The organism is Aliikangiella marina, assembly GCF_007004765.1.
In the GTDB taxonomy this organism is placed as follows: domain Bacteria; phylum Pseudomonadota; class Gammaproteobacteria; order Enterobacterales; family Kangiellaceae; genus Aliikangiella; species Aliikangiella marina.
Genome location: NZ_VIKR01000001.1, coordinates 580,113 through 606,092 on the forward strand (window position 1 = coordinate 580,113; position 25,980 = coordinate 606,092).

Sequence of the window (25,980 nt, forward strand, 5' to 3'; positions counted from 1 at the left end):
TTATTAAGAGTAGAATAATTAAAAACGAGTAAAAGTGGCGGGTAATATTTGTTAGTTAAGATAGCACGATTACATTGTTGGACAAAAAACGGGGGAATTGTTGTTGAACATTAACCCGCTTCGCTGGCAACTTAAGACTAAGTTTATCTCGATACTTTTGGTTGTCCTTTTGATTCCTATTGCTTCGGTGGTTTTACTCAAAGAAGTCGAAAAAACATTAGTCGACAATCTTAAGCAAAACCTGTTGCTAACGAGTAAGCTCTATAGTTTACAACTAGAATCTAATAGTAATTGGTTTTACGACAGCAGATTGCCTGATACCGAATCTGCGATTGCTGACGAGCTTTTTGTTTTTCCGCTTCAACAAGAAATCGTATTGGATGGATTTTTTGATGAGTGGGAGTTTCTCGAGCATTTTCGCGCGAATTTAAAAGTGTTAGATAGAAGTGCCGACCCCGACACCATGGGGTTTCTGATGGGGGCAGTCAAAGAAAATCTATACTTATCTTTTCAAATAACAGATGAACATATTATTTATTGGCAGCCTGTTCAAACGTCGAGCCAAGAAAGTTCTCGAGGCGGAGGGAATGCCACAAATTACCGCTCAGAGTTAATTGTTGTTAGTTTTATTGACAACAATAATATTCCACAAAGAATTTTTATCAAACCGATAGCGCCTGGCAAGATTCCTGTCGAAAAAATCAGCCAAGGTGAACTGAAGGTCGATTGGCGCTATAGTGCTTATTGGGTTGAGACCGCAGATGGTTTTAATGTAGAGGTAAAGTTTCCTAACGGATTGATGCCGACTTATTTGCAAGTTCGTTATTTTGACGTCGACAAACCACAACAAACTATTCATGAGAAAGTCATTGCGTCGAGTCTTTTAGATCTCAACCCAGTTGTTTGGCCTTCGGCGAGTTTGGATAAGTATGTAAAAACGTTAACCGTCAACCCAGGGCAAAGAGTGTGGGTTTTAGATACTAAAGGAAGAGTCATGGCGCGGCATGGCGATTTACGACCACCAATACAAGAGCGAACTTTTTTGAGCGCAATTGCAGATTGGATTTTTGCGCCGCAAATTAGTCCACTCGTGGACCACCGTAGTTCTAAACTAAGGTTGTCTTCACCAGTTATCCAAGACGCGCTAACGCTTGGACCTTCATCGGCTATTGAGAGTGAATTAAAATCCGATTTTTCAGTCGCACTGGCGGCTAGTCCGATCATCGCAGATGGGCAAGTTTTAGGTGCTGTAATGATCGAGGAAAACGTAGCTCGGGTTCAATTTGTACAAAGAAAAACGTTATCGCAAATGCTTTATGTTATGGGGGCAATTATTTTTGGGGTTATTGGCTTACTTGGTTGGTACGTTTCAAAATTAGTAGGAAGAATTTCTAAACTACGAAAACAAGTGACGACGCTAGTTGATGAGCAAGGAAGAATGAGAATTCCTGCTGAGTTGGATGTTTATGAAGGGGATGAAATTGACGAGCTTAATAAAGCATTTGTCAGGATGGGAAATAAGCTCTACGACTATCATGATTATTTAGAGAAATTAGCATCAAGACTCTCACATGAATTGAGAACGCCCATTGCGGTAGTGCGGTCTTCATTAGATAATCTATTGCTAACCCATCGTGAAGAAGCGGATACAGAAACCATAAAACGGGCACTTGTTGGAACTGAGCGACTTGGTGAAATTATCACCCGTATGCGACAGGCGAGTGGTGTAAAAGAAGCGATGCAATCAGCGAATTTCGAGGAAATTGATCTCACTGATTTTCTTACTCATATGGTGGCTGGATTTCAACAAACCTTTAAGTCGACTGAGTTTAAGTTAAAGCATCCTGACAAACCTGTTGTAAGAAGTGTTTCGCCTGATTTACTTGCCGAAATGATGGATAAGTTATTATCAAACGCTATAGATTTTTCGCAGAGTCAACACCCTGTGATTGTTGAATTAGTTCACGATAGAGACTCAACCTTTCTCAACATATCGAATACTGGACCATTAATCGAGAAAAAGAATTTAAGAAAAATTTTTCAATCATTGGTATCCATTCGGGACAAGCGAAATGAGAGTACGCCTAATTTAGGTTTAGGGTTATATGTTGTTCGGTTGATCGCGGAATTTCATGGGGCGAAAGTAAAAGCAGCTAATCGCGAAGATGCTACGGGGGTCGTGTTTTCTGTGATTTGGCGAAATAAATAAACTCAAAAACAGAGGAGATGGAATTTAGTGAGTAGTTCAAAAAGCTTGCAGAAAGCTGGTGGCATTGCGGCAATCGGTGAAGCGTTAATTTATATATCAATGTTTGTTTTTTATGGTGCGATATTCAGCTTTCCACAAGATGCCTCTTCACTAGATAAAGTCGCTTATATGGCAGAAAACCAAGTGACACTGTTTATTATGAACATTATCGGTTATGTGTTGTTTGGTTTTCTTCTAGCGATTCTTGTTTTAGCGATTCATCGAAAGCTAATTGCGACAAACGAAACACTGGTTCAGTTAGCATCCATCTTCGGGTTAATTTGGGTTGGTATAATAATTACTGGTGGAATGATGGCCAATATTGGTCTGCAAACCTTAATTGATTTAGCGAATACTGAGCCAGAGCATGTCCGGGCGGTCTGGCTCGCCAACAACGTAGTAGAAGAGTCGTTAGGTGGCGGAATCGAAATCTTTGGCGGCCTTTGGGTATTACTGATCACCATTGTTTCATTGAAAGGTAAGTTAATGCCTTTCGGGCTAAATATCTTAGGTCTAATTGTTGGAGTCGCTGGGATATTGACGCTTTATCCGCTGGATTTATTTACTGAAATCTTTGGGCTAACCCAAATCGTCTGGTTTATTTGGTTAGGGATTGTATTAATTAGAGATAACAAATAAGTGAAAAAGGCGCGGAGGTTTGTCCGCGCTTTGTCTTGAGGTTTTTTTTTGGTAATTGACTAGCTTCTTGAAGGGTAGACGCCTACAAGTGCAACGCAGGCATTGATGACCTGATAGGGAGGCATATTGCTGTGTGGTTGAGCACCGCCTGAATTTGATGTTTTTATTTTTTTACCTTGCTGACCTTTCTTATTTACTTCGACGCCTCGTTTATTGCCATTTCCAGATACGCGAACTTCATGCGAGTGATTCGGGAGTTGCGCTTGAGTGAGAGTAATAGTCTCGACACCTCCTTTTTGACCGATTCTGTTAGGTGACAGTCCTGGACCAGTGCCCGGGCCTAAAACAAATCTACCGCGCAAGTCAGGCAAACCAAAAGTTGTTCTACCATCACCGCCATACATCGTTCCATACAAGCTAAATAACGCCTGATTTTGGGCGATAGGAAGCAATTGGCCTCCCGCCGAAGTCCAACCTCTCGGGCAAAAATTGAAACCAAAATATCGAATTTCACCGATGAATGGCTCGACAGCATTCACAGATGTGGAACCACCAAATAAAGCGATAAAGCCGATAGCGGCAGGAATAAGTCTTTTCATTATTGTCCCCTTAATTGATTAGAATTAGCTCCTATACTGATTACACTATAGCCCAAAATCTTTAGTACTGAATGGAGAATAATCAGAGGAAAAAATTCATAGCAAGTTGCGAGGACTTTTCGACCGTTGTTGAATATTAGGTTTTCTCCTCTCTTCAGTGAGAGAGGAGTCGATCGGAGAAGATGATAGCTATTTTTTACTTGAGATATTTATCGCCACCAATGCAAGTCACGAGCCTTATCAACTGAGTCATCATCTTCAAGTGTTATCACTTGCCCCATTTTCGGCGTCATCAAATCAATCCATTCTCTGTTTGAAAGGTCGACCATTTGTTCGAAAGGGTCAGTCCATTCATGAAAAGCTAAATCAAAAGTGCCATTGTGGATGGGCAACATTTTTCTGCCGCGCAGATCTTTATGGGCTTGTATTGTTTCTTCAGGTGCCATATGCACATCAGGCCATTGTTCGTCATAAGCCCCAGTCTCCATCATCGTGAGATCAAACGGGCCATATTTTTCACCAATCGTTTTGAATCCATCAAAGTAGCCGGTATCACCGCTAAAAAATAAGTTGGTATTTTCATCACGTATGACCCAAGAACTCCACAAAGCTTTGTCTCTGTCGCCTAAACCACGACCAGAAAAATGTTGTGAAGGTGTTGCGACAATTTGCACGCCGTTAACATTTACTGACTGCCACCAATCAAGTTCAAAAATTTTATCTTGGTTTACCCCCCAACTATTTAGTTGCGCGCCATTGCCGACTGGAACTACAAATTTTGAAACCTTTTCTTTAAGTTTCTTAATCGAAAACTCGTCCATATGATCATAGTGGTTGTGGGATAAAATAACGCCGGTAATTGATGGTAGTTCACTAATCTCTATGGGGGTAGGATGAAAACGTTTAGGTCCCATAAACCGAAATGGTGAGGCTCTTTCTGAAAAGACGGGATCAAGCAGCCAAAGTTGATTATTTATTTTGATTAAAATGGTCGAATGTCCTAATCGTATCACCGAGGTTTTATCTTCAGGAAGTTGATTCACTTGGTGCTGGCTTAACTTTTCAATCGGAATCGTTTTACTCGGGACAGTATTAACTTTTTTCTCAAATAGCGCACGGTTCATAAAACCAAGTATTCGTGACCAACTCAATTCCGCGACAGGTTTTGCATTGGTAAATTTTCCATCAGCGTTTAATTGCGATGTGGGTAAAAAGAACCGGTCTTTTTCAATAGTTACAGCATCAAGTGAAGAAATTGTCATGGCTAACGTGCCTCCAAGCAAGATAGTTATGGTTAATAACTTACGTTTGAGAATAAATAGGGCAGAGCCCCTTAGTTTTCCTATGAGTTGTAAATTCATTAATAACCCTTATAAAGTAAACTATACGGTGTAGTTTACATGGGTTTGCTAAAAAGTAAACTGATTAGTGTAAAAAAATATGTTAGAGTATCAGCGGTTAATCCCAGGTTTTTCAGAAAAACCCGTGAATTCAGTGAGTTAAATGAAGTTAACAGATATTAAAAAACAACAGATCATTCAAGGTGCAGTAGCCGAGTTCCATAAGAATGGCTTCTCAGGAACCAGTATGGATGCAATTGCGCAAACGGCTAACGTATCGAAAAGAACAGTTTACAATCATTTTCCAAGTAAAGATGAGCTGTTTATTGGGATAGTGCAGCATATGTTTGGTCTGGTAGAGGAGACTCACCCGGCACCTTATGATCCCGGTATCGATTTTTATCAGCAGCTTGAGAGGATTGCCCGCCAAAAGATCGAACTATTTTCATCTGAAGAATTTATTTCGTTGTCTCGAGTTGTTATGCCTGAAGCTTTGCACAGCCCTGAGAAAATGGAGGAGGCCTTAGCCCAAATTTCGACGATTGAGTCAAATATGATTAATTGGTTTCAGCAGGCAATTGATGACGAGAAAATCAATTCTCAGGATGCCAATGACGTGTGTTTTACGTTCATGGGTTTAATCAAAATGGACGCCTATTATTCAAGGCTGTATAAGGGGAAAGAAGCACCGGACCAAGTGGCTATCGAGCAAATGGTTAAAAAAGCAGTGGATTTATTTGTAGGCTATTATTGCAACTAATAGTAAATCGCGAATGCCTAATCTCACTCGACTATGCTTTTAAGTTTATCCAGCAGTCTATCGCTTTCCTCAACGTAATAATCAGCCGCCCAGTCCAAAGGGTTTTGGCCTGCAAGATAACCCCATTCAGCACAAATAGAAATCATTTGAGCGCCTTTTGCGGCTTGGATATCTCTTAAGTCATCACCGACGTAAATACACTGTTCAGCATCTACGCCAGCTATTCTTGCCGCTTCGGTTAGTGGAAAGGGATCTGGCTTTTTGACGCTATAGGTATCGCCACAAATAACCGATGAAGCTCGAGTATCTAATTGCATTGCATTTAGTATTGGGGTGGTCAAAAACTCAGGTTTGTTGGTGACGATCCCCCAAGGAATATTATTGTTTTCCAAAAAGGTTAAGCAAGCATCAATACCAGGGAAAAGTTTGGTGTGAACAAGCGAGATTTCTGCATAGATGTTTAAGAACAACTGTTTTAATCGTTCAAATTCATCGCCAAAAGGTTCGAGTCCAAAACCTATCTTAATCAGCGCTGGCGAGCCGCCAGATACAAAAGGTCGTAAAGACTCAAATGGCAAAGGCGCTCTCCCTTCATTGATTAGAAGTTGGTTTGTTGCCGCGGCAAGGTCGGGAGCGGTATCTGCTAGCGTACCGTCAAAATCAAAAAATACACCCTGGATCATGACTAGACTCTTTTATCGTGATTAAAGATTTATTATTAGTTGTTATTCGTCGATAGCTTGGGTGTGCATGACATAGTTAACATCAACACCGGGAGCTAATTTGTAAACTTTAGTCAGCGGGTTGTAGTGCATACCGATTAAATCTTTCAAGTCTAACTTGGCCTCGCGTGCCCAAGTCGCAAGCTCGGATGGTTTTACAAATTTTTCGTACTGATGAGTACCTTTAGGAAGCATTCGTAAAATGTATTCTGCACCGACAATCGCAAATACAAAAGCTTTAGGGGTGCGGTTAATCGTCGAGAAAAAGACATGACCACCTGGCTTAACGAGTTGTGCACAGGCTCGGATGATTGATGACGGGTCGGGGACATGTTCTATCATTTCCATACAAGTGACAACATCAAAAGTAGCAGGATGTTTTTCAGCCATTTCTTCTGCCGTTGAATGAACGTATTCAACACTTTGCCCAGACTCAAGTTGATGTAATTTAGCCACTGAAAGCGGCGCTTCTCCCATATCAATACCGGTAACTTCAGCACCTTTTTCGGCCATCGAGTCTGATAAAATTCCGCCGCCACAGCCAATGTCGATAACCTTCTTACCTTGTAATCCACCGCAGTGTTTATTGATGTAGTCTAGCCGTAAAGGGTTGATGTCATGCAGCGGTTTGAATTCGCTGTTTTTATCCCACCAGCGTGAAGCTAGGTCGGAAAACTTTTTTATCTCTGCGGCATCTACGTTTTGTGTGGTTGTCATATACTTCTCAAAATTAATTTAAAAGTTATTCGGTATTAGTGTTTCACCTGAGCGATATACTACTGATATTTACGCTTCACGGTTGATAATCTTTGTTTGCCAATGTTTAGCGTTTTGAATGACTAGGGCTTCATTCATCGTGGTTAACGCTTTATCTTTGAGTAAACGTTTACCATTCACCCAGACATTGCTCACCTGATTTCTAGCCGCAGCATAAACAATCTGTGAGATAGGATTGTATACGGGTTGAGTCTCGATCTGGTTTAGGTCGATAGCAATGATGTCTGCAGCTTTGCTTAGCTCTATTGAGCCAATTTGGTCTTGTAATCCTAATGCTTTAGCACCGCCCATCGTCGCTGCATGAAGCGACTGATAAGCCGTTAAAGCCGTCGGGTTAAGATAGTCTAATTTGGCGAGTAACGATGCACTTCGCAGCTCATCAATCATATCGAGATCGTTATTACTTGCCGCCCCATCTGTGCCAATAGCTAAGTTAACGTTAGCGTCAAGTAGCTGCATCGTTGGGCAAATGCCGCTTGCTAACTTCATGTTGGATTGTGGACAATGGATGACATGGCATCCTGCTTCCGCCAACCATTCGATTTCGCCTTCATTTAGCTGAGTCATATGAACCGCATTAAGCAAAGGCGATAACAAACCGATCTCCTTAAGGCGTGCTAATGGTCGAATCCCGTTTTCTTCGACAAAGGATTCAACTTCTCCCGCGGTCTCGTGAACATGGATCTGTACAGTCATGTTCAGCTCGTTGGACAACATCCCAATTTTTTCTAAGGTTTCTTTGGCCACGGTGTAAGGCGCGTGCGGAGCAAAGTTAAAGCTGCAAGTCGTGCTATGCTTAAACTGATCAAAAACATCCAAACCTTTATCAATGGCTTCTTGTGCATTAGCAGACCAACTTGTTTCAAACTCGACAACCACTAAACCGATACTGGCACGAATTCCAGATTCTTGAACGGCTTTTGCGGCTTGATTGGGCATGAAATACATGTCTTGAAAACAGGTTGTCCCTGAGCGAATCATTTCCGCTATCGCATGCTGGGTACCTTGATAGACGAATTCATCATCGACAAACTGCGCTTCAACAGGCCAAATGGCATTCTCTAGCCATTCTTTGAGGGGAAGATCATCGGATAAACCTCGCAACAAGTTCATGGCTGCATGACAGTGACTGTTGACCAAGCCAGGCATGAGTGCTTGCCCATCCAAACGAGTAACTGGCGCATCTGGGTATTTTTCAATGAGCTGGTCTTGCGGCAATATATCGATAATTTGGTGGCCCGAAATAACCACAGCGTGATTATTGAGCCAATGATCAGTTTTGGTCATTGGAATAACCCAGTCAGCGGCGATTATTTGAGCAGCATTGGTCGATTGAGTATTCTGATTCATGAGCTTTTTATTATCTCTTGGTTTAAAGATTGCACTTGAATTAAGTGCCTGATATTTTCAAATATTTTAACGTATGGTAAAAACAAAGGTAAGACAGTATAGTAGAGCACGTAACCCGCTTCATATTATAAACGACTATAGGACTTTGTTAAATTAGTCAAATTCAAATACGCGTTCGATTGGAAAAGAGAATAGTACAATGCAACTAGAGATTGAAACTAAAAATTTACTCATTAAGAAAATTCAATCGGATGATTTTGAATTGTATCGAAAACTGTATTCGAGTCCTCAAGTCATGAAGTATATTTCGCCGGTACCACCTGATGAAGTGATAAAAAAAACATTTACGAAATGCCTTGAGCCATGGAGCGTCAACACCAAAAGCAGCCTTGTTTTGACCATTTTTGTTAAAACGTGCAATAGTAAAGTTGGAATCTTAGGAGTTACTACTACGGATCTCAAAAAGATGGTTGCTGAGCCCGGGATTATGTTATTACCCGAACATCAATCCATGGGGGTTGCCTTTGAGGCATTTAAGGAGTGTTTAAAGTACTGCTTTGATTCAATTGGTTATAAGAAGGTCCAGGGTTCTCCGCACAGAGAAAATGTTGCTTCAATTAAAATGATAAGAAAACTAGGGTATCAATTCTACAAAACTGAGACATTACAAATATTCGATAACTGCCCACCTTTGACGGTCGATCGTCACTATCTTACCAAAGAAAATTTTGCATCTTTCACGAAATGAGTCGCCTGCCAGCAATCTAAGCAAGCGACTTTTATACAGGGCTCTATTTAGGCGCGATTATCAAAGCTTTATGTGACGCTTGAGTTTTAGGCGTAATAATCAAAGCTTTGTGTGATGCTTGAGCTTTAGGGGTAATAATTAAAGCTTTGTGCGATGCTTGAGCTTTAGGGGTAATAATTAAAGCTTTGTGTGATGCTTGAGCTTTAGGGGTAATAATTAAAGCTTTGTGTGATGCTTGAGCTTTAGGGGTAATAATTAAAGCTTTGTGAGACGCTAGGGGTTTTGGACCTATGATTAGTGCTTTGTTGGCAGACAATCGAATCTGTTCGCTTTGAGCTGTTTCCTGAATTAGTTCCTCTTTAAGTTTCGAATTAGAAGCAAGTTCTATCAGTTGTTCAACATTATAATTCATGTTTTCCTCGTATTGTTGTTTGATGATGGTTTTAGTTAAATGCCAGTTGCTGTTCACTAACGCCAAATAGTTTGAGCGCTTCTGTATCTATTTCTAAGTCTTTGGCGGGTGGGATCACTAATGTAGAAATCATACTCAATGAAACATTGGAAAGGTCACGTAGAGCTATTTCTTCCTTTCTCGCTGATTCAGTTGGTAAGAATGGAGCTTCGTAGACGACAACTTTGTGGTCTAAAGGGTACCATTGACTCAAGTATTTAATGGTAAGCTCGATATTCGACTTGTTTGGTTCGAAAGTTTTAAGAGTGTGATCGCCCGCAAGTGCAATTTGCCACAAAATTAACAGACACGAAGTATCTACAGCGTGTTTGTAAAATAAGAATTGTGTAGCTTCATACGCTAAACACCCTGTATTACCCGGGTCTACACCTAAATCAGCGTACAGACAATCTTCTGCGGATATTCCTGGTTCCATGTGAGCCGAGTAACCCTCAGATAATGCCTGTCTTACCGCTTCATGAGGTACCCAAGCAAAAACTCCCGGATGACCATAAAAAGCACCAACCACTTTCTTCCCTGCTCGTACTTCATCCATGATTGCTGAAACCATGTCTTGGTAGCATTCAATTCGGATTTTTTCTTCAGAGTAGAAAGGTTGTAAGCTCACATAATTCTTGTTCAAAATGGACATCCACTCATCACATTCACTGTTCGGCATAATCCCAAACACAATATCAGCATTTTCAATATAACTTTTTGATATTACAGAGATTTGTCCGCCTAGTGCTATCCCAGTTCCAACACTAATGTATGACCCGCTTTTTTTCATTATAACTACTTGAGAATCCGAATTTTACAAACGCGTTCGGATTCTAAATCAATTTCTTGATTTACACAATTAATGTTTATGGATTGTGTTTCTTTCGTTAGAATAGCGAGGCATTTTTAGGTAAGTAGATTTAGTGTGAACTTTGCTCAGAGGTCATTTCGCTATGAATACAAAAAAGCGGTCACTTCGTATGCCGACTACCAATGTTCTGGCCAGAGGCGGCCACTCAATTACGATAAGTTTTGGTAGTGAGCTGGATACAGCAGAGTTGATTCTTGATACCGGTAGTTCGACGCTCGTTGTGACTCAAGAGGCTTATGAGTCTAAAGTTGATAAGGAACTCCAAGCGACAACATTTGCGCAGTGTATTCGATATGGTATGGGGGGATGGTATGGACCGGTAGTAAAGACCGGCGTGGACATGATTTGTCATGATGGAAAAATGATTCTTGATGATGCCCACGTAGCAATTGCGACGGAATTTTCAGAAGGTTCGTTTGCGAAAGCGGACGGAATCTTAGGACTTGCGTTTCACTCTTTAAATGATGGCCACTGCTTGCAAGAATATCTGCTGGAGCAAAAAATTGAACCGAGCGTAACTTACCCATGGTCTGCCACACAAATTGAGTCACAACCGATCAAAGAGTTTAAAAGCTTTTTAAAAGGAAAGCCTAAGGAAGATATAAAGCCTTATTTTACCCGACTTGAAGAGATGGGTATTTCACCAAACAAGTTTGCGTTTATGGCGCATCGTTCGAGTATCCACCATGCCGAACCTAACTTACCTGATGAGGTGCTCAAGCAGGACCCACTCAACCAAGGCATGTTCATTTTAGGGGGCGGTGAAGAAGATTATGATTTGTACGAGGGCGAGTTCATCAAGCTTAAAGTCATTGATGATGTCTACTACAACGTTAGGTTAATGAAAGTTAAAGTTGACGGGTTTGAGGCGTTCGACGTGCCCAAACTAAAAGGTAAAGAACTTGAACGTCATCACTCGAACGCGTTTATTGATACCGGGGCGTCTTACATAGTGTTGGATAACGTTGTATTCGAGTACATTATGCAATGTTTGGAAAGTATCAAACCAGCGTTTAAAGCTATTCTAGAGCCCTTTCATACCTTTGAATATAAAGAAGAGGGCGTTCCAATGGAAAAGGTTAACTTGGATGAGTGGCCTGACATTGAGTTTATCTTCCAGGCTTCTGACAGTGTTGATGCAGAAGAGGTTTCACTGATGTGTCATGCGCATGATTATTGGCAAGTTAATTCTCCAACTCACGGTGAAGTGTGCTTTAAATTTGCATCTCAGTTACCCGGGTGGCCCGATCAGTCGATATTGGGATTACCTCTGATGAGTGGTTACTACACCATCTTCGCAAGATTTGTCGGAGAGCTTGGAGAAATAAAAATCGCGAAAGCCAAATCAGCGAATACAAATAAAAGTTAGAAAAACTCTCCACAGAGTAGTTCAAGCTTGTTTCTTTTGAGGAGAGTGTACGGCAGCTGTATGTGAATTTACATTCCTATCCATGTGTCATTAAAGTAATTACCGAACCTTCGAGTCAACCGCAATCAAGTAAATCATTTCATGTTTGTATTGTTGAGAGCAATCCAAGTTACTTCGCCAAGTACTCGTAGATTATATAATGTACAATGAAAAACTAAAGTGGCAGGCATTAGCGTACTAGTGATAGAAGATAAACTTTTAGGCAGTACTTCGTTTGGCTTTTTAATATCCAAGGAGTTTGGAAAATAGCCATAACCTCCTAATCCTGGATGAAATAATACTACATGGAGTATGGCAAGAAATGGCAAAATTTTGTTTTGCTTTTCGAAACTTCAATTACAATCTCATATTGACTTACTATTAGTCGTGTCTTCGATTTTACAAAATAAGAGTCTGATAATACTAGGATTGGCGAGTTCTACTGGTTTAAATAGCTCGTCAACATAAAACATGTTAACTGGAAATAATATTACGATGAACCAAATTGGTAGCTATGCAAGTGTCGGTATTGGGATGATGTTGGGCGCCCACATAACACCTGCAGCGAAAGATCATATCTTAAACGCAGACGTCTGCTTCCTCGCTGCGTCTGATTCTCTCGTAGAGTTGTGGATAAAAGAGTTGCATCCTAATGTCAGAAGTCTACAAAGCTATTATGCTAGTAATAAATCTCGTAAGGACACTTACCGGGAAATGATAGAAGTTGTTTTGAGTGAAGTATTTGCGGGTAAAAGAGTTTGTGGAATCTTCTATGGGCACCCTGGAGTTTTTGCTTATGCCCCCCATGAAATCGTCAAGCGAATTCGAGCGAAAGGGGGCAAAGCAATTATGGAGCCAGGCATATCGGCAGAAGACTGTTTAATAGCTGATCTCGGTCTTGATCCAGGAAAATACGGGTGTCAGCAATTCGAAGCTAGTCAATTCTTATTTTATGATCGAATGATAGATCCTTCAGCTACCTTAATTTTATGGCAAATTGCATTGGTGGGCGATTTGAGTTTTGGTTGCGAAGCCACGAGTTCGCAATGTAGGCAAGTTTTATTGGAAGAACTTTATAAAATATATCCTGAAAATCATAAAGTAACCTTGTATGAAGCCATGACTTTACCAATAGGAGAACCACGAATCGATGTGATACCACTTTCCTCGTTAGTCGATGTCAAGCTAAATGATTATACGACATTGGTCGTTCCTCCATTATCCAAAATGAAAAGGAACATCAAAATAATCGAAAAACTTAAAAGAATTCACTCTAAATGATTGTTTTTACGTAATTATCTAGTATTATTACCGTTCGAGAGAAACTATTTTAGGACGATAAAAATGAATAAAGTAATAAGGTTCCTTGAAGAGCTGGGTGAAAGTTCAGCACTACGACTGGATAAAGTAGACTTTGAATCAATTCTCAACAATGAAGAGTTTGATGAGGAAACCAAAAAAGCAATCCTAAATGAGGATCCTGCGGCGCTAAAAATGTTAATGGATGCTCGACATAAAATTGTATGTATATTGATACCTGCTGAGCCGGACGAAGAAGAAGATGATGATGATTCGGAAGAGGATGACTCTCAAAATGATGAAAAAACCTCTCGTATTGCAATGCTATAGATAGCAAAGAAATTCAGAAGTGAAGGCGAATAAAGGGTACAAAAAACTCATACTTTGTATGAGTTTTTTCTATATTCCTTTTCTAGTGAGTTCTAAACAGCTTGAACTGGAGGCTGTGGACGCTCAGCTCCAACTAGCCGAGAATGTTAAGTCATCGGACAGTGTTCGGTTTGACGAGCTTCTGTACTCAATAAACTCCAAATTTGATCAACTTACGATAGATCAGAAGTACAGATACTTGTTTCTTAGCGCTTACCAATCCTCGTATAAAGGTGATGTAGCGAAAGCGATCGGCTTGTACAAGCACGTTGAACGAAACTCTCAAAATGTTAATTTACGATATAAAGCAAGCGTCTCCTTGGTAAATTTATTTTCGCTCAGAAAAGACTGGCAGAGTGGTTTTGATTATTTGGACACCATAAATAATAATTTCGAATCAATAGAGGATGTATCAACAAGACATCTCGGTCTAATCGGAGCTTCATTTTTCTATAACGAATTAGAACAATATGAGATGACTCAAATCTTTGTAGGAAGGCTAATTGACGAAGAGGTCAGCGGAAGAAATTTATGTATGACATTGGGCCTCAAGCTTCGTGCGGACTTGGTCACTCGGAAGTCAGAGCTCAAAGAATCTGATTTTACTTCGGGCATTCAATCATGTCTTGACGTTAATGAGCCAATCATAGCAAATGTAATGAGAAGTTATTTTGGCGCGTTTTATAATTACAAGAAAGAGTCGGAGACAACTATTAAGCTTCTAGAGAGGCATTACGAAGAGTCGATGGGGTTTAATTACCCCTTTTTAACTTTTGAGATAAACATCGCGTTAGCGAAAGCCTACCAGAATATAGGCGACCTCAAGAAAGCCAAGCAATTTGCACGCGTCGTTGCCGATAGCCCGGTGGCAAATGACTATATTGAACGTTTGGTTGAAGCGTTCGAGATAATTGCACTACATGCAATGGAAAAAAATGAGTTCGAGAAAGCAGTGTATTATCAGGACAAGTACATCAGGGCAAAAGAAAAATTGTTTGAGCAGGCCAAAGCAAAACAAATCGCGATAGAGTTTTCGAAACACCGTGCAGTTGAAAAAGATAATCAAATAAAAATACTTAACAATCAAAACCGAATTCTTCAGTTAGAAAAAGAATTGTCTGAGGAGTCGGCTTTATACAATAGATGGATTATTATTCTGCTCGTTGTCAGTGTATCTATTTTATTTATGTGGGTGTTTTATGTGAAGCGCTCCCAACAGAAATTACGCTATCTGGCTGAATTTGACAGTTTGACTGGAGTTAGTAACCGAGCATATTTTAATCAAAATTCTGAGGCTATTCTTAATTATTATTCGAAAACGAACCGAACAGCGAGTTTGGTCTTATTTGATTTAGATAATTTTAAAAAGATTAACGATACCTATGGTCACCCCATCGGTGATGAGGTGCTTAAACTGGCTGCAGAGGCTTGTAAGGCGTGCGTTAGAAAAGTTGATATCTTTGGTAGGGTAGGCGGAGAAGAGTTCGCTATGTTGCTCCCTGGCTGTGAATTGGAGCAAGCTTTGAAGATAGCGGAAGACTGTCGCGCTAAAATTGAGAGTATCGATACCTCGACACTCGGTATGCAAGGAAAGATTACCGCAAGTTTTGGTGTCGCCGACAGTGCTTCAACAGGTTACTTACTCAAAGACTTAACGGCCAACGCTGACGAAGCCATGTATCTTGCAAAACGGCGGGGCAGAAACCGCGTTGTAAATTATCAATCTAGCGAGTAAATTAACGAGCGAGCGGTCGAAAAATAACCAGTTTTTTGAGTGCGGATTTCCCGGTTTTCGTTTTCTGTCATTTCTTGCATTTATAGCAAATAAACTCACCCCAAATGCGGCTGTTTGTGATAAACTTAGCCGCTAAATTTAACGCCCTGAGTAAAATCGATTTGGGCGTTTTTTGAACAACAATAAAGTCCAAGAACTTTTATAAAAATCCTTTAAATTTCAACAAGATAAAGAATGATGGTCGTTTATGGGTGAGTTTGCAAAAGAAGTCCTTCCAATTAACATCGAAGATGAATTAAAAGTCTCTTATCTCGATTACGCCATGAGTGTTATCGTGGGTCGAGCTTTACCGGACGTAAGGGACGGTTTAAAGCCTGTTCATCGTCGCGTTTTGTATGCGATGAATGAGCTGGGTAATGACTACAACAAACCCTACAAAAAGTCTGCCCGTGTTGTTGGTGATGTTATCGGTAAATATCACCCCCACGGCGACACGGCCGTTTACGACACAATCGTTCGAATGGCGCAACCATTCTCTCTCCGTTATATGCTGGTCGATGGCCAAGGAAACTTTGGTTCGGTTGATGGTGATTCTCCGGCGGCGATGCGATATACCGAAGTCCGCATGGACAAAATGGCTCACCAGTTATTGTCTGATTTAGACAAAGAAACCGTTGATTGGGCTGAGAACTATGACGGCAGCGAGACGGAACCGACAGTTTTGCCGACGCGTATTCCGGCACTTCTAGTCAACGGCTCTGCAGGTATTGCTGTTGGAATGGCAACCAATATTGCGCCACATAACCTCAATGAAGTTATCGATGGCTGTTTGGCAGTTATGGATGAGCCAGATATCGATGTTGCTGGTTTAATGGAGCACATTCCAGGACCTGACTTCCCAACACAAGGGGTAATCAACGGCAGGGCCGGTATCATTCAAGCCTATCAAACAGGCCGAGGCAGAATCTACATTCGTGCACGCCACCACATTGAAACTGATGAAAAGAATGGCAAGGAAAGTATTGTCGTTACCGAACTTCCGTACCAGGTCAATAAAGCCCGCTTAATCGAAAAAATAGCTGAGTTAGTGAAAGAAAAGAAAGTTGAGGGCATTACGGGACTTCGTGACGAATCGGACAAAGACGGCATGCGCATGGTGATAGAACTTCGCCGTGGTGAAAATTCCGATGTGATTATGAATAACCTTTATTCACAATCTCAAATGCAAACGGTGTTCGGCATCAATATGGTTGCGTTGGAGAATGGCCAGCCGAAGCTATTTAATCTGAAGGAAATGCTTGAGGCATTTATTCGCCACCGTCGTGAGGTCGTCACTCGTCGCACCGTTTTCGATTTGAGAAAAGCGCGCGAGAAGGCCCATGTATTGGAAGGTCTATCAATCGCTCTCGCGAATATCGATGAAATCATTGAATTAATCAAAAAGGCGCCAACACCGGCAGAGGCAAAAGTTGCGTTGATGGCCAAAGGCTGGGTTGCTGAGTCGGTACTTGCGATGTTAGAGCGTTCAGGTGCTGATGCATGCCGCCCTGAAGATTTGGAAGCTAAATATGGCCTTGTTGATGGCATATACCATCTGTCACCGGCGCAAGCGCAAGCCATTTTAGATTTGAGACTGCACAAGTTAACGGGTCTAGAGCACGAGAAAATCATTAACGATTACAAAGACCTAATCGCGTTGATTAGTGAATTGTTGGCGATTTTAGGTAGCACTGAACGTTTAATGGAAGTGATTCGTGATGAGTTAATTCAGGTCAAAGAAGAGTTCGGTGATGAGCGTCGCACGGAAATTACCAATAGCTCTGCCGATCTGTTAGTTGAAGATTTAATTCCAGAAGAAGACGTGGTCGTAACACTTTCTCACGAGGGTTATGTGAAGTACCAGCCGCTTTCGCTTTACGAAGCGCAGCGAAGAGGCGGTAAGGGTAAGTCGGCAACCAAGATGAAAGAAGAAGATTTTATCGCCAAGCTATTAGTCGTCTCGACCCACGCGACCATTTTATGTTTCTCTAGCCATGGCAAGGTCTATTGGTTACGGACTTTCGAGTTACCGCTCGCTAGCCGCGGATCACGCGGTAAGCCCATCGTTAATATCTTACCATTAGAAGAAGGCGAGAAAATAACCAGTATTTTACAGGTTAAAGAGTACGCAGAGGACCAATATGTCTTCATGGCGACCGCTAATGGTACGGTTAAAAAGACCTCGCTTGAGCAGTTCTCGCGGCCTCGTTCGTCTGGCATCATTGCCTTGAGATTAGATGAAGGTGATGAATTGATCGGAACGGTTGTCACTAAAGGTGAAGATCATTTAATGCTGTTTAGTGACGGCGGTAAGGTCATTCGATTCCATGAAGAAAATGTGCGTCAAATGGGACGTACCGCTCGTGGCGTACGCGGAATGAGAATTCCTGATGACCAAAAAGTCATTGCACTCGTTAGAGCTGACAATGATAGCCAGATATTGACTGTGACCGAAAATGGTTATGGTAAACGTACCTGTATGACAGAGCATCCAGTGCGAGGACGTGGTGGTCAGGGGGTTATCTCGATTACCCTAAGTGAAAGAAATGGTAAAGCGATAAGCGCGGTTCGAGTCGCTGACGGCGATGAGATCATGCTAATCAGTAAAGGTGGCACCCTCGTTAGAACTCGCGTTGATGAAATTAGAACCATGGGTCGAAACACTCAAGGCGTCCGTTTAATCCGTTTACAGGATGGTGATTGTTTGGTCGGATTGCAACGTATTGACGAGTTGACTAAGGAAGATGACGAGCTTGAAGACGCTGAAAAATCCCGTGTCATTGAAGGGGAGGCTCATGAGGAAAATGCGCAAGCTTCTGCTGAAGTGAGTCCACAAAACACTGACGAATCTGAAGAGAAAGACGACTCTCAAGATGACTAATCCAACTTATAATTTTTGTGCAGGGCCTGCGGCTCTGCCCAAAGCTGTTATGGAAAAAGCTCAGCAGGAGTTGCTAAATTGGCGCAACCTTGGGATTTCTGTGATGGAAATCAGCCATCGTTCAGCCGAGTATCAAGCGTTAGCGACAACTGCTGAAGCCAATTTGAGAAAGCTACTTAACATTAGCGACGATTATGCGATTTTGTTCCTCCATGGCGGAGCAACTCTGCAGTTTTCGAATATTCCGATGAGTTTACTCAACGCAACGAATGAAGCAGAGTACTTATCAAACGGAATGTGGTCCGGCAAGGCCGCTAAAGAAGCACGCAGATACGGTAATGTTAATGAGATCGAGATTGTAGCGACTGACTCTGAAGGCCGCCGGTTTGTGACCGATAGTGGCAGCTGGAGTCGCTCTGATAACCCTGCTTATACACATTATACTCCCAATGAAACGATTGAAGGCATTCGTATTGGTGGTAAATTACCAGCGAACAGTCCGGTTATTGCAGATATGTCTTCTTGTATATTGTCTGAGAATATCGATGTAAATGATTACGCGATGATCTATGCGGGGGCGCAAAAGAATATCGGTCCTGCAGGCATGACAATTGTGATCGTCAAAAAAGCCTTTTTCGAGCAAATGAATTTCAGCCAAGTCCCACGCGTGTTTAATTATCAAGAGCAAGCCAAACAAGGCTCGATGATCAATACGCCTCCAACCTATACTTGGTATTTAGCCAGTTTAGTTTTTGAATGGTTGTTAGAGCAGGGCGGAGTTGCCGAAATGGAGCAGCGGGCAATTGCCAGAGCTGAGAAGCTCTACAGTTATATCGATGCAGATGACTTTTATTCTAATCCCATAGCGATTAAAAACCGCTCGAGAATGAACATACCTTTTATATTAGCTGACAACGGATTGGATGGGCTGTTTTTGGAAAAAGCCCAAGCGGCTAATCTTGTTGGGCTCAAAGGGCATAGAAGTGTCGGCGGCATGAGAGCGAGCTTATACAACTCGATGCCACTCGAGGGTGTGGATGCGTTAATTGAATTTATGGCTGACTTTAAGCGCAAATACGCTTAACCAGTCTGTCAGGTACGATAAGTTCTCAATCATAAGGAAATTCTTTTGACCAAAAACTTGATTACTATCGATGGCCCTTCCGGATCGGGGAAAGGCACTATTACGTTGATGGTTGCTGAAAAACTCGGCTGGCATATTCTCGATAGCGGCGCTTTGTATCGAGTGCTGGGAATTGCCGCTCAGAGACACGGCATACCGCTAGACCAGCAAGAACAAATCACTCAGCTCGCAAGAAATATGGATATTCAATTTGTGTTGAATGAAAAGAGCGGCGAAATTGAGCCAGTGTTTGAGGGAGAGAATGTCGGATTAGATATTCGAACCGATGAAGCCGGTCAAGCTGCTTCGCAAGTCGCGATAATTCCCTCGGTCCGAGATGCGCTGTTAGCGCGCCAAAGAGATTTTTATCGTGAACCTGGACTGGTCGCCGATGGACGGGATATGGGGACAATTGTTTTTCCTGAAGCGCCGGCAAAAATCTTCCTTACTGCGAGCGCCGAATGTCGTGCCGAAAGACGCTATAATCAGTTGAAAAGTAAGGGGGTTAGTGCTAATATGCGCGCGCTTTTAGACAGCATCAAAGCACGCGATGAGCGTGACCGAACGCGTTCCGTGGCACCGTTGGTTCCTGCGGAGGGCGCTTTTGTCGTTGATAGCTCAAATTTGACTATTGACCAGGTCATGGCCCAAGTGATTGATTTTGTTGTAGAAAAGCTGCCGCAATTGCGCTAGGTCCGACACTGTAAACTGTCCTTCCTCGCCAATCTCGGTGAGGGAATCCAAATCATATTTTGCTTCCCATTGATGACTTTAAATCTGGATTGCTAACGGATTGGCGACCCATTGACTAATAATCCCGTGTTAACTGGAGTGTTAAGCGGAGTTTTAAACCCAGGCGTAATCTTTTCGATTACGTAATTTTAGGTAAACAAGATGAGCGAAAATTTCGCAGAATTATTTGAACAAAGTTTAAATGAACTAGAAATGCGCCCTGGTGCCATTGTTAAAGGTACTGTGGTTGCAATTGATAGCGAGACTGTCACTGTAAATGCCGGTCTTAAGTCTGAAGGCGTTATTCCTGTGTCTCAATTTTTGAATGAGCACGGTGAAGTAGAAGTTAATATCGGTGATGAAATCGATGTCGCCCTAGACGCAATTGAAGATGGTTACGGTGCAACTCAGTTGTCTCGTGAAAAAGCCAAGCGTTTTGAGACTTGGTTGGAGCTTGAGAAAGCTTGTGAAGCGAATGAAACAGTTATCGGAATTATTACCGGTAAAGTTAAAGGTGGTTTCACTGTTGAAGTTAAAAATGTTCGTGCGTTCTTACCAGGTTCTTTGGTTGACGTGCGTCCTGTCCGCGATACGACTCATCTTGAAGGTAAAGACCTTGAGTTTAAAGTTATCAAATTAGACCAGAAGCGCAACAATGTCGTTGTTTCTCGTCGCAGCGTAATCGAAGCTGAAAGTTCAGCGGAAAGAGATGAGTTGCTAGCTCGTCTTGAAGAAGGTGCTCAAGTTAAAGGTATCGTTAAGAACCTTACAGACTACGGTGCATTCGTTGATTTGGGCGGTGTAGACGGTCTTCTTCACATCACTGATATGGCTTGGAAGCGTGTTAAGCATCCTTCAGAAGTCGTTCAAGTTGGTGACGAAATCGATGTTAAAGTACTTAAGTATGACCGTGAGCGCTCACGTGTTTCATTAGGTATGAAGCAATTAGGTGAAGATCCATGGGCAGAATTAAACCGTCGCTACCCAGAAGGTGCGCGTTTATTCGGTCGTGTAACGAACTTAACCGACTACGGTTGTTTCGTTGAAATTGAAGAAGGCGTTGAAGGTCTTGTTCACGTTTCTGAAATGGATTGGACAAACAAAAACATCCACCCAAGTAAAGTCGTTAATTTGGGTGACGAAGTTGAAGTTATGGTACTTGATATTGACGAAGAACGCCGACGTATTTCTCTTGGTCTTAAGCAATGTGTGCCAAACCCATGGACTGAGTTCGCGAGCAAGTTCAACAAGAATGATCGTGTTACTGGTAAGATCAAGTCAATCACTGACTTTGGTATCTTCATCGGTCTTGACGGTGGTATCGACGGTCTTGTTCACTTGTCTGATATTTCATGGACTGCAACTGGTGAAGAAGCAGTACGCGAATTCAACAAAGGTGATGAAGTTGAAGCGGTTGTTCTTTCTGTTGATGCGGAAAGAGAGCGTATCTCTCTTGGTATCAAGCAGATCGACTCAGATCCGTTTGCGCAGTACTTAGCTGATCATGCAAAAGGGACTATTGTTAATGGTACCGTTATCGAAGTTGATGCTCGTGGCGTTAAAGTTAACCTAGCTGAAAATGTTGAAGGTTACTTGCGTGCTTCTGAAATCAGCGATGAGCGAGTTGATGATGCTGCCAAGCACTTTAAAGAAGGCGATGCTGTTGAAGCTAAGTTTACTGCGGTTGACAAGAAGAATCGTGTGATTACATTGTCTATCAAAGCTAAGCATAAGCAAGAAGAAGCTGAAGCAATTGCTGAATTCAGTAAAGATGGCGATGAGTCAGCGCCGGCTACATTAGGTGATCTATTGAAAGAGCAAATGGATCGCGACTAATTAGTCACAAAACTTCTTTAAAAAATGCCCTTAATCCATTGATTTTGGGCATTTTTTTTTGCTTTTTACATAATAATTGTCTATTGTATTAGTTATAGAACAACGGTCTTAAATAACTAAAGGAAAGGATTGATGACAAAATCCGAACTTATCGAACGATTAGCTGCTCGTCAAACTCAACTCTCACTAAAAGACGTGGAACTTGTTGTTAAAAGTATTATCGAGCACATGGCTCAATCACTAGCAAAAGGCGAAAGGATAGAAATTCGTGGTTTTGGTAGTTTCTCCTTGCACTACCGAGCGCCTCGAGTTGGTCGCAATCCTAAGACTGGTCAATCAGTACAACTTGAAGGGAAATATGTACCCCATTTCAAGCCAGGTAAAGAGTTGCGAGAGCGAGTCAATGAGAGCGTTAATCCTGAATAACTGACCCTTTCAAAAGCAATTGTAAAAAGCATATCAACGATATGCTTTTTTTGTATCTGCAGAAAACCCAATTGAGTATCGACCATCAACATTGTACTGGGATACAATAGAGCCCCTTAAAAAAGAGGAACGGATTTGAGAAATTTTCTAATAATAATAGTCTCTCTGTCGGTCGTGATTGGCTCGGCGTGGTTTTTTTCACAAAACGACGGTCCAGTGGAAATTAATTACTTTAGTGGACAGGTTGAGTGGAGACTGCACTGGGTAATGATATTTTGTTTCGTGTGTGGCTTTGGAATAGGTATAGCCTCAGTGATTGGAAGTTTGCTCAAAGCAAAACTTCAACTTCGCAATATAAGAAGTAAATTAGACCGGCAAGAGAAAGAGTTGAATAGCTTAAGATCTTTGCCGATTAAGGACGACTATTAATCTCAGGGCCAGAGTCTTTCTATGTATGAATTACTCACAATTTTCGCTTTTTTACTCCCATTAGCTTGGTACTTCGGCTATCGAAAAGGAAGTCAGCGCTCAAACAGTAATGCGGCATCAAGTCATGTCGGATTGTCTAAAAAGTATTTCACCGGAATTAACTATTTATTAAACGAAGAAGACGATAAGGCAATAGACACATTTGTTGGCCTTTTAGAAGACGATCCAGAGGCTGTTGAGTTGTTTATGGCTGTAAGTAAACTCTATCGCCGGCGAGGCGAAGTTGATAGAGCAATTGGCTGCCATCAAAATATTATAGCGAGAACGTCGCTTTCGACCGTTTATCGAAAAATGGCATTGCTCGAACTTGGCTACGACTATATGGCCGCTGGTTTGCTCGATAGAGCTGAAAACATTTTTAAAGAGCTAGTCAACGATCAAAACCACAAGCAAGCGAGCCTTAAGCAGCTGTTGCTCATTTACCAACAGACTAAAGATTGGGAAAAAGCCATCAAGGTTTCCGAAAAGCTCCAAGTCAATGCATCTTCCAGCCTTAAAACTGAGATTGCGCATTTTTATTGTGAGCTTGCAGAAAATAAGCTTTACATGCAGCTTCCAAAAGACGCTTTAGGATTTGTTAAAAAAGCGCTTCAAGTCGACCCAAACTGTTCCAGAGCCACACTCATTAACGGAGACATTGAGTATGCTCTCGGTCGTTACAAACAAGCGATTAAGGCCTATCGCGGATTAATCAAACAAGATGTTGAAATTTTACCCGAGGCGATTAACAAAATTACCAGTAGCTTTCTGCAGCTCAATGACAGGAAAGGCCTAATCCAGTTTTTGGAACAAGCGATTTCTCAAGGCGGTGGCGTTTCAATCATTTTGACTTATGCCGAAGAGATAAAGAAGCAGCATGGTGACCGAGCTGCAGGTGAATATATCGCAGAACAACTAGCCGTCCACCCATCAATAAAAGGCTTGTTAAAGCTTATTGAATTGCATATAAAGCATGCTAATGAGACGGCACGTCCTAGCCTATTAATGTTGCAAGAAGTCGTTTCAAAATTACTCAAAAACAAGCCGGTCTATCACTGCAACTTATGTGGTTTCGACTCGAAAACATTATTTTGGCAATGTCCTAGCTGTAAGAACTGGGGAAGTGTTAAACCGATTCAAGGTATAGAAGGAGAGTAAACTCTTGGCCAGTTTGCAACCAAAAAGTGACAGTAAAATCATCGTCGCGTTAGATTTTAATGATCTTCAAGATGCAAAAGCGCTCGTCGAGCAACTTGATCCTGAGCTGTGCAAATTAAAAGTAGGCAAGGAAATGTTCACATTGTTTGGCCCTGAGTGGGTCAAATATCTCGTCGAGAAAGGTTTTAAAGTCTTTTTAGACCTAAAGTTTCATGATATCCCGACAACCGTCGCAAAAGCCGTTGCCGCCGCCGCAGAGCTTGGCGTATGGATGGTTAATGTCCATGCGTCGGGTGGCGATAAAATGATGCAAGCTGCGCGAGAGGCTTTGCAACCATATGGTGAAAACCGGCCTTTACTCATTGGGGTAACGGTACTAACCAGTATGGACGAAGCACAATTCTCCAAGCTAGGCTTTCAACGTGACATTGACTCGCAAGTTTATGCGTTAGCGAAGCTCGCTCATTCAGCCGGTTTAGATGGTGTCGTTTGTTCGGCACAAGAAGCGACAAAGTTATCAGGCATAGATGACAAGTTTCTGCTGGTCACACCGGGAATCAGACCCATTGGCGCTGATGTGGGCGATCAATCAAGGGTTATGACGCCAAAAAGAGCACTAGAAGCTGGGGCTTCTTACTTAGTTATCGGTCGTCCGATTACTCAAGCCGCCAATCCGCTCAAAACTTTGTGCGATATTTCTGAAAGTATTGCAATCGACTAGTTTCTATCATGCGTTTGGGTTAAAGTGCACCCACTCGAATCACTCAGGGAAATTTACTCAAGGAGAGACAAATGAAGAACATGATTCTGGTGGTGACTTTAATACTTGGATTGGTCGGCTTTAGCCAATCAACTATAGCAAAATCTGCGAGTTCCAAGCCGATCCAAAAGTCATCGATGATCGCTAAGCATTTGAAAGTAAATTTGAACACAGCGGGTGCAAAAGAACTGGCTGAAGCCCTTACCGGTGTGGGAATCAAAAAAGCGAATGCGATTGTTGAATATCGAAAAGCTAACGGCAAATTTAAATCAATTGAAGAGCTAGCCAATGTCAAAGGCATTGGTGTTAATACGATTGCGAAAAACCATGGTCGCATGGCAATTTAAGTCATTTTCTTAATCGCTAAATGAAAGGGCTCGTCAGGCCCTTTTTTTTGGTTGGGTTAGTTTCAATTTGCTTTAACGGTTGCAGCACTCTTGTTGATTAGTCTTCGACGCTGAATGAGCTTACGAATGCGGCCCTGGTTTTTCTTCGATATCTGAGTGATAGGCGTTTGGATTTGCAGGGGGGGAATCTGGCGAATACGAGATTGGATGTCCAGAAAAATACTGATAACCCCGAAATAAACCATAAAAGAACACGGCACTTAACGCGCCAAACAAGTGTGACTCTTCGACCACATTCGCTTCAATCAACTCACTTGCAGTAAAGTTAATATCCCAAACCATTTCCAAAAACAACTTCCCGGTAACTATCACGATAATTAACGAATTGATGATTTTGTATTGAAAATAGGTAATTAGTGCGCCACCTATCAAGTAACCGTGTAATGCGCCAGACATACCAACATACCAGCTGAGATCAACTAACCAGTGAAGCAGGATTACGTTGAGGAGTAAGCAAAACCACATGAGCCAAAAACGCCACCGGTGGTTAATCACTGGCTGATAAAAGTAATCAATCATTACTAATCCGAGCATATTTAAGCCAAAGTGATACCAGTTGCTATGACAAAAATTTGCCGTTATCAGTCTCCACCACTGGCCTTGAGTAACCTCTAGCTGCTGGTATCTGAGCCACTCATGCCAGTCACCTGCAAATATTTGGATGACTAAGCTTGGTAAAAGTAACCATATAGTAAGCCGAAATTCGCGATAAAAATTAGCGACTTTCTTCGTGTTAAACATAGGCATAAGCGCGTATTCGCTGCGGTTAATGTCATATCAAATACCCGTTCTGAGAGCTAGGTAACGATTCTGCGCACAAAATTGATATGACAA

The 25,980-nt window shown here is 41.9% G+C and carries 25 protein-coding genes; 17 read left to right on the top strand and 8 right to left on the bottom strand.

All coding sequences use genetic code 11. The annotated features are described in order from the left end of the window. The first annotated feature begins 103 nt into the window (after positions 1–103). Together FLL45_RS02630 and FLL45_RS02635 are read left to right on the top strand one after the other, a co-directional pair. Positions 104–2,209 (top strand): ATP-binding protein, encoded by a 2,106-nt coding sequence (locus tag FLL45_RS02630; protein WP_142888229.1) that lies wholly within the window; start codon positions 104–106, stop codon positions 2,207–2,209. A gap of 27 nt (positions 2,210–2,236) precedes the next feature. After that, complete coding sequence (locus FLL45_RS02635) at positions 2,237–2,887, top strand: DUF4386 family protein (protein ID WP_210247095.1); 651 nt, start codon at positions 2,237–2,239, stop codon at positions 2,885–2,887. A gap of 59 nt (positions 2,888–2,946) precedes the next feature. Here the strand turns inward: FLL45_RS02635 and FLL45_RS02640 are convergent, their stop codons facing one another. Both FLL45_RS02640 and FLL45_RS02645 read right to left on the bottom strand, forming a co-directional pair. Then, positions 2,947–3,486 carry a phage tail protein gene (locus tag FLL45_RS02640; RefSeq protein WP_142888230.1) on the bottom strand — a complete coding sequence of 180 codons (540 nt, stop codon included), beginning with the start codon at positions 3,484–3,486 and terminating at the stop codon, positions 2,947–2,949. Positions 3,487–3,695: 209 nt separating this feature from the next. Continuing rightward, the gene (locus FLL45_RS02645) at positions 3,696–4,847 is read right to left on the bottom strand and encodes an MBL fold metallo-hydrolase (RefSeq protein ID WP_210247096.1); all 1,152 of its coding nucleotides are present in this window, start codon (positions 4,845–4,847) and stop codon (positions 3,696–3,698) included. 142 nt (positions 4,848–4,989) lie between these two features. Here FLL45_RS02645 and FLL45_RS02650 point away from each other — a divergent pair, with 142 nt between their 5' ends. After that, the gene (locus FLL45_RS02650) at positions 4,990–5,586 is read left to right on the top strand and encodes a TetR/AcrR family transcriptional regulator (RefSeq protein WP_142888231.1); all 597 of its coding nucleotides are present in this window, start codon (positions 4,990–4,992) and stop codon (positions 5,584–5,586) included. 23 nt (positions 5,587–5,609) lie between these two features. Here FLL45_RS02650 and FLL45_RS02655 read toward each other — a convergent pair whose 3' ends face one another. The 3 genes from FLL45_RS02655 to FLL45_RS02665 form a co-directional block, all read right to left on the bottom strand. Further along, a complete protein-coding gene (locus FLL45_RS02655) occupies positions 5,610–6,269 on the bottom strand; it encodes an HAD family hydrolase (RefSeq protein ID WP_142888232.1) in 660 nt (219 codons plus the stop codon). Between the two features lie 42 nt (positions 6,270–6,311). Then, complete coding sequence (ubiG, locus tag FLL45_RS02660) at positions 6,312–7,025, bottom strand: bifunctional 2-polyprenyl-6-hydroxyphenol methylase/3-demethylubiquinol 3-O-methyltransferase UbiG (protein ID WP_142888233.1); 714 nt, start codon at positions 7,023–7,025, stop codon at positions 6,312–6,314. Positions 7,026–7,094: 69 nt separating this feature from the next. Then, positions 7,095–8,435, bottom strand: coding sequence for a TRZ/ATZ family hydrolase (locus tag FLL45_RS02665; RefSeq protein WP_142888234.1), 1,341 nt, complete (start codon positions 8,433–8,435; stop codon positions 7,095–7,097). Between the two features lie 199 nt (positions 8,436–8,634). Here FLL45_RS02665 and FLL45_RS02670 point away from each other — a divergent pair, with 199 nt between their 5' ends. After that, entirely contained in the window at positions 8,635–9,183 is a 549-nt protein-coding gene (locus FLL45_RS02670; protein ID WP_142888235.1) for a GNAT family N-acetyltransferase, read from the top strand. A 43-nt stretch (positions 9,184–9,226) separates the two neighbouring features. Here FLL45_RS02670 and FLL45_RS02675 read toward each other — a convergent pair whose 3' ends face one another. Together FLL45_RS02675 and FLL45_RS02680 are read right to left on the bottom strand one after the other, a co-directional pair. Continuing rightward, on the bottom strand, positions 9,227–9,595 hold the full coding sequence (locus tag FLL45_RS02675) for a hypothetical protein (RefSeq protein ID WP_185964295.1): 369 nt from the start codon (positions 9,593–9,595) through the stop codon (positions 9,227–9,229). Positions 9,596–9,626: 31 nt separating this feature from the next. Then, positions 9,627–10,424, bottom strand: coding sequence for an SAM-dependent methyltransferase (locus FLL45_RS02680; RefSeq protein WP_142888237.1), 798 nt, complete (start codon positions 10,422–10,424; stop codon positions 9,627–9,629). 163 nt (positions 10,425–10,587) lie between these two features. Here FLL45_RS02680 and FLL45_RS02685 point away from each other — a divergent pair, with 163 nt between their 5' ends. From FLL45_RS02685 to FLL45_RS02745, 13 genes are all read left to right on the top strand, one after another. Beyond that, a complete protein-coding gene (locus tag FLL45_RS02685) occupies positions 10,588–11,874 on the top strand; it encodes a pepsin-like aspartic protease (protein ID WP_142888238.1) in 1,287 nt (428 codons plus the stop codon). A gap of 534 nt (positions 11,875–12,408) precedes the next feature. Then, positions 12,409–13,194 carry an SAM-dependent methyltransferase gene (locus FLL45_RS02690; RefSeq protein ID WP_210247097.1) on the top strand — a complete coding sequence of 262 codons (786 nt, stop codon included), beginning with the start codon at positions 12,409–12,411 and terminating at the stop codon, positions 13,192–13,194. Positions 13,195–13,257: 63 nt separating this feature from the next. Next, positions 13,258–13,542, top strand: a complete 285-nt coding sequence (locus tag FLL45_RS02695; RefSeq protein WP_142888239.1) for a hypothetical protein — start codon at positions 13,258–13,260, stop codon at positions 13,540–13,542. 19 nt (positions 13,543–13,561) lie between these two features. Continuing rightward, positions 13,562–15,316 (top strand): GGDEF domain-containing protein, encoded by a 1,755-nt coding sequence (locus FLL45_RS02700; protein WP_142888240.1) that lies wholly within the window; start codon positions 13,562–13,564, stop codon positions 15,314–15,316. Between the two features lie 247 nt (positions 15,317–15,563). After that, complete coding sequence (gene gyrA / locus FLL45_RS02705; RefSeq protein ID WP_142888241.1) at positions 15,564–18,236, top strand: DNA gyrase subunit A; 2,673 nt, start codon at positions 15,564–15,566, stop codon at positions 18,234–18,236. After that, positions 18,229–19,320, top strand: coding sequence for a 3-phosphoserine/phosphohydroxythreonine transaminase (gene serC, locus FLL45_RS02710; RefSeq protein ID WP_142888242.1), 1,092 nt, complete (start codon positions 18,229–18,231; stop codon positions 19,318–19,320). Before gyrA ends, serC begins: the two co-directional genes overlap by 8 nt. A 45-nt stretch (positions 19,321–19,365) precedes the next feature. Further along, entirely contained in the window at positions 19,366–20,052 is a 687-nt protein-coding gene (cmk, locus tag FLL45_RS02715) for a (d)CMP kinase (RefSeq protein ID WP_281282182.1), read from the top strand. A 201-nt stretch (positions 20,053–20,253) separates the two neighbouring features. Then, on the top strand, positions 20,254–21,927 hold the full coding sequence (gene rpsA, locus FLL45_RS02720) for a 30S ribosomal protein S1 (protein ID WP_142888244.1): 1,674 nt from the start codon (positions 20,254–20,256) through the stop codon (positions 21,925–21,927). 132 nt (positions 21,928–22,059) lie between these two features. Continuing rightward, the gene (ihfB, locus tag FLL45_RS02725) at positions 22,060–22,353 is read left to right on the top strand and encodes an integration host factor subunit beta (protein ID WP_142888245.1); all 294 of its coding nucleotides are present in this window, start codon (positions 22,060–22,062) and stop codon (positions 22,351–22,353) included. A 174-nt stretch (positions 22,354–22,527) separates the two neighbouring features. Beyond that, positions 22,528–22,782 carry a lipopolysaccharide assembly protein LapA domain-containing protein gene (locus FLL45_RS23200; RefSeq protein ID WP_425456671.1) on the top strand — a complete coding sequence of 85 codons (255 nt, stop codon included), beginning with the start codon at positions 22,528–22,530 and terminating at the stop codon, positions 22,780–22,782. 21 nt (positions 22,783–22,803) lie between these two features. Continuing rightward, positions 22,804–23,979 carry a lipopolysaccharide assembly protein LapB gene (gene lapB / locus FLL45_RS02735; RefSeq protein WP_142888247.1) on the top strand — a complete coding sequence of 392 codons (1,176 nt, stop codon included), beginning with the start codon at positions 22,804–22,806 and terminating at the stop codon, positions 23,977–23,979. 4 nt (positions 23,980–23,983) lie between these two features. Continuing rightward, positions 23,984–24,700 carry an orotidine-5'-phosphate decarboxylase gene (gene pyrF, locus FLL45_RS02740; protein ID WP_281282183.1) on the top strand — a complete coding sequence of 239 codons (717 nt, stop codon included), beginning with the start codon at positions 23,984–23,986 and terminating at the stop codon, positions 24,698–24,700. A 71-nt stretch (positions 24,701–24,771) separates the two neighbouring features. Continuing rightward, the gene (locus tag FLL45_RS02745) at positions 24,772–25,086 is read left to right on the top strand and encodes a ComEA family DNA-binding protein (protein ID WP_142888248.1); all 315 of its coding nucleotides are present in this window, start codon (positions 24,772–24,774) and stop codon (positions 25,084–25,086) included. Between the two features lie 120 nt (positions 25,087–25,206). On the opposite strand, the gene rrtA is transcribed toward FLL45_RS02745, so the two are convergent. Continuing rightward, entirely contained in the window at positions 25,207–25,887 is a 681-nt protein-coding gene (gene rrtA, locus FLL45_RS02750) for a rhombosortase (RefSeq protein WP_185964296.1), read from the bottom strand. Between the last annotated feature and the right edge of the window lie 93 nt (positions 25,888–25,980).

What these genes read in the sequence shown, in the direction of transcription:
- FLL45_RS02640 (WP_142888230.1), bottom strand. Translation starts at nt 3,486, where the DNA reads ATGAAAAGACTTATTCCTGCCGCTATCGGCTTTATCGCTTTATTTGGT.
- FLL45_RS02645 (WP_210247096.1), bottom strand. Translation starts at nt 4,847, where the DNA reads ATGAATTTACAACTCATAGGAAAACTAAGGGGCTCTGCCCTATTTATT.
- FLL45_RS02650 (WP_142888231.1), top strand. Translation starts at nt 4,990, where the DNA reads ATGAAGTTAACAGATATTAAAAAACAACAGATCATTCAAGGTGCAGTA.
- FLL45_RS02655 (WP_142888232.1), bottom strand. Translation starts at nt 6,269, where the DNA reads ATGATCCAGGGTGTATTTTTTGATTTTGACGGTACGCTAGCAGATACC.
- ubiG (WP_142888233.1), bottom strand. Translation starts at nt 7,025, where the DNA reads ATGACAACCACACAAAACGTAGATGCCGCAGAGATAAAAAAGTTTTCC.
- FLL45_RS02665 (WP_142888234.1), bottom strand. Translation starts at nt 8,435, where the DNA reads ATGAATCAGAATACTCAATCGACCAATGCTGCTCAAATAATCGCCGCT.
- FLL45_RS02670 (WP_142888235.1), top strand. Translation starts at nt 8,635, where the DNA reads ATGCAACTAGAGATTGAAACTAAAAATTTACTCATTAAGAAAATTCAA.
- FLL45_RS02675 (WP_185964295.1), bottom strand. Translation starts at nt 9,595, where the DNA reads ATGAATTATAATGTTGAACAACTGATAGAACTTGCTTCTAATTCGAAA.
- FLL45_RS02680 (WP_142888237.1), bottom strand. Translation starts at nt 10,424, where the DNA reads ATGAAAAAAAGCGGGTCATACATTAGTGTTGGAACTGGGATAGCACTA.
- FLL45_RS02685 (WP_142888238.1), top strand. Translation starts at nt 10,588, where the DNA reads ATGAATACAAAAAAGCGGTCACTTCGTATGCCGACTACCAATGTTCTG.
- FLL45_RS02690 (WP_210247097.1), top strand. Translation starts at nt 12,409, where the DNA reads ATGAACCAAATTGGTAGCTATGCAAGTGTCGGTATTGGGATGATGTTG.
- FLL45_RS02695 (WP_142888239.1), top strand. Translation starts at nt 13,258, where the DNA reads ATGAATAAAGTAATAAGGTTCCTTGAAGAGCTGGGTGAAAGTTCAGCA.
- gyrA (WP_142888241.1), top strand. Translation starts at nt 15,564, where the DNA reads ATGGGTGAGTTTGCAAAAGAAGTCCTTCCAATTAACATCGAAGATGAA.
- serC (WP_142888242.1), top strand. Translation starts at nt 18,229, where the DNA reads ATGACTAATCCAACTTATAATTTTTGTGCAGGGCCTGCGGCTCTGCCC.
- rpsA (WP_142888244.1), top strand. Translation starts at nt 20,254, where the DNA reads ATGAGCGAAAATTTCGCAGAATTATTTGAACAAAGTTTAAATGAACTA.
- ihfB (WP_142888245.1), top strand. Translation starts at nt 22,060, where the DNA reads ATGACAAAATCCGAACTTATCGAACGATTAGCTGCTCGTCAAACTCAA.
- lapB (WP_142888247.1), top strand. Translation starts at nt 22,804, where the DNA reads ATGTATGAATTACTCACAATTTTCGCTTTTTTACTCCCATTAGCTTGG.
- FLL45_RS02745 (WP_142888248.1), top strand. Translation starts at nt 24,772, where the DNA reads ATGAAGAACATGATTCTGGTGGTGACTTTAATACTTGGATTGGTCGGC.
- rrtA (WP_185964296.1), bottom strand. Translation starts at nt 25,887, where the DNA reads ATGTTTAACACGAAGAAAGTCGCTAATTTTTATCGCGAATTTCGGCTT.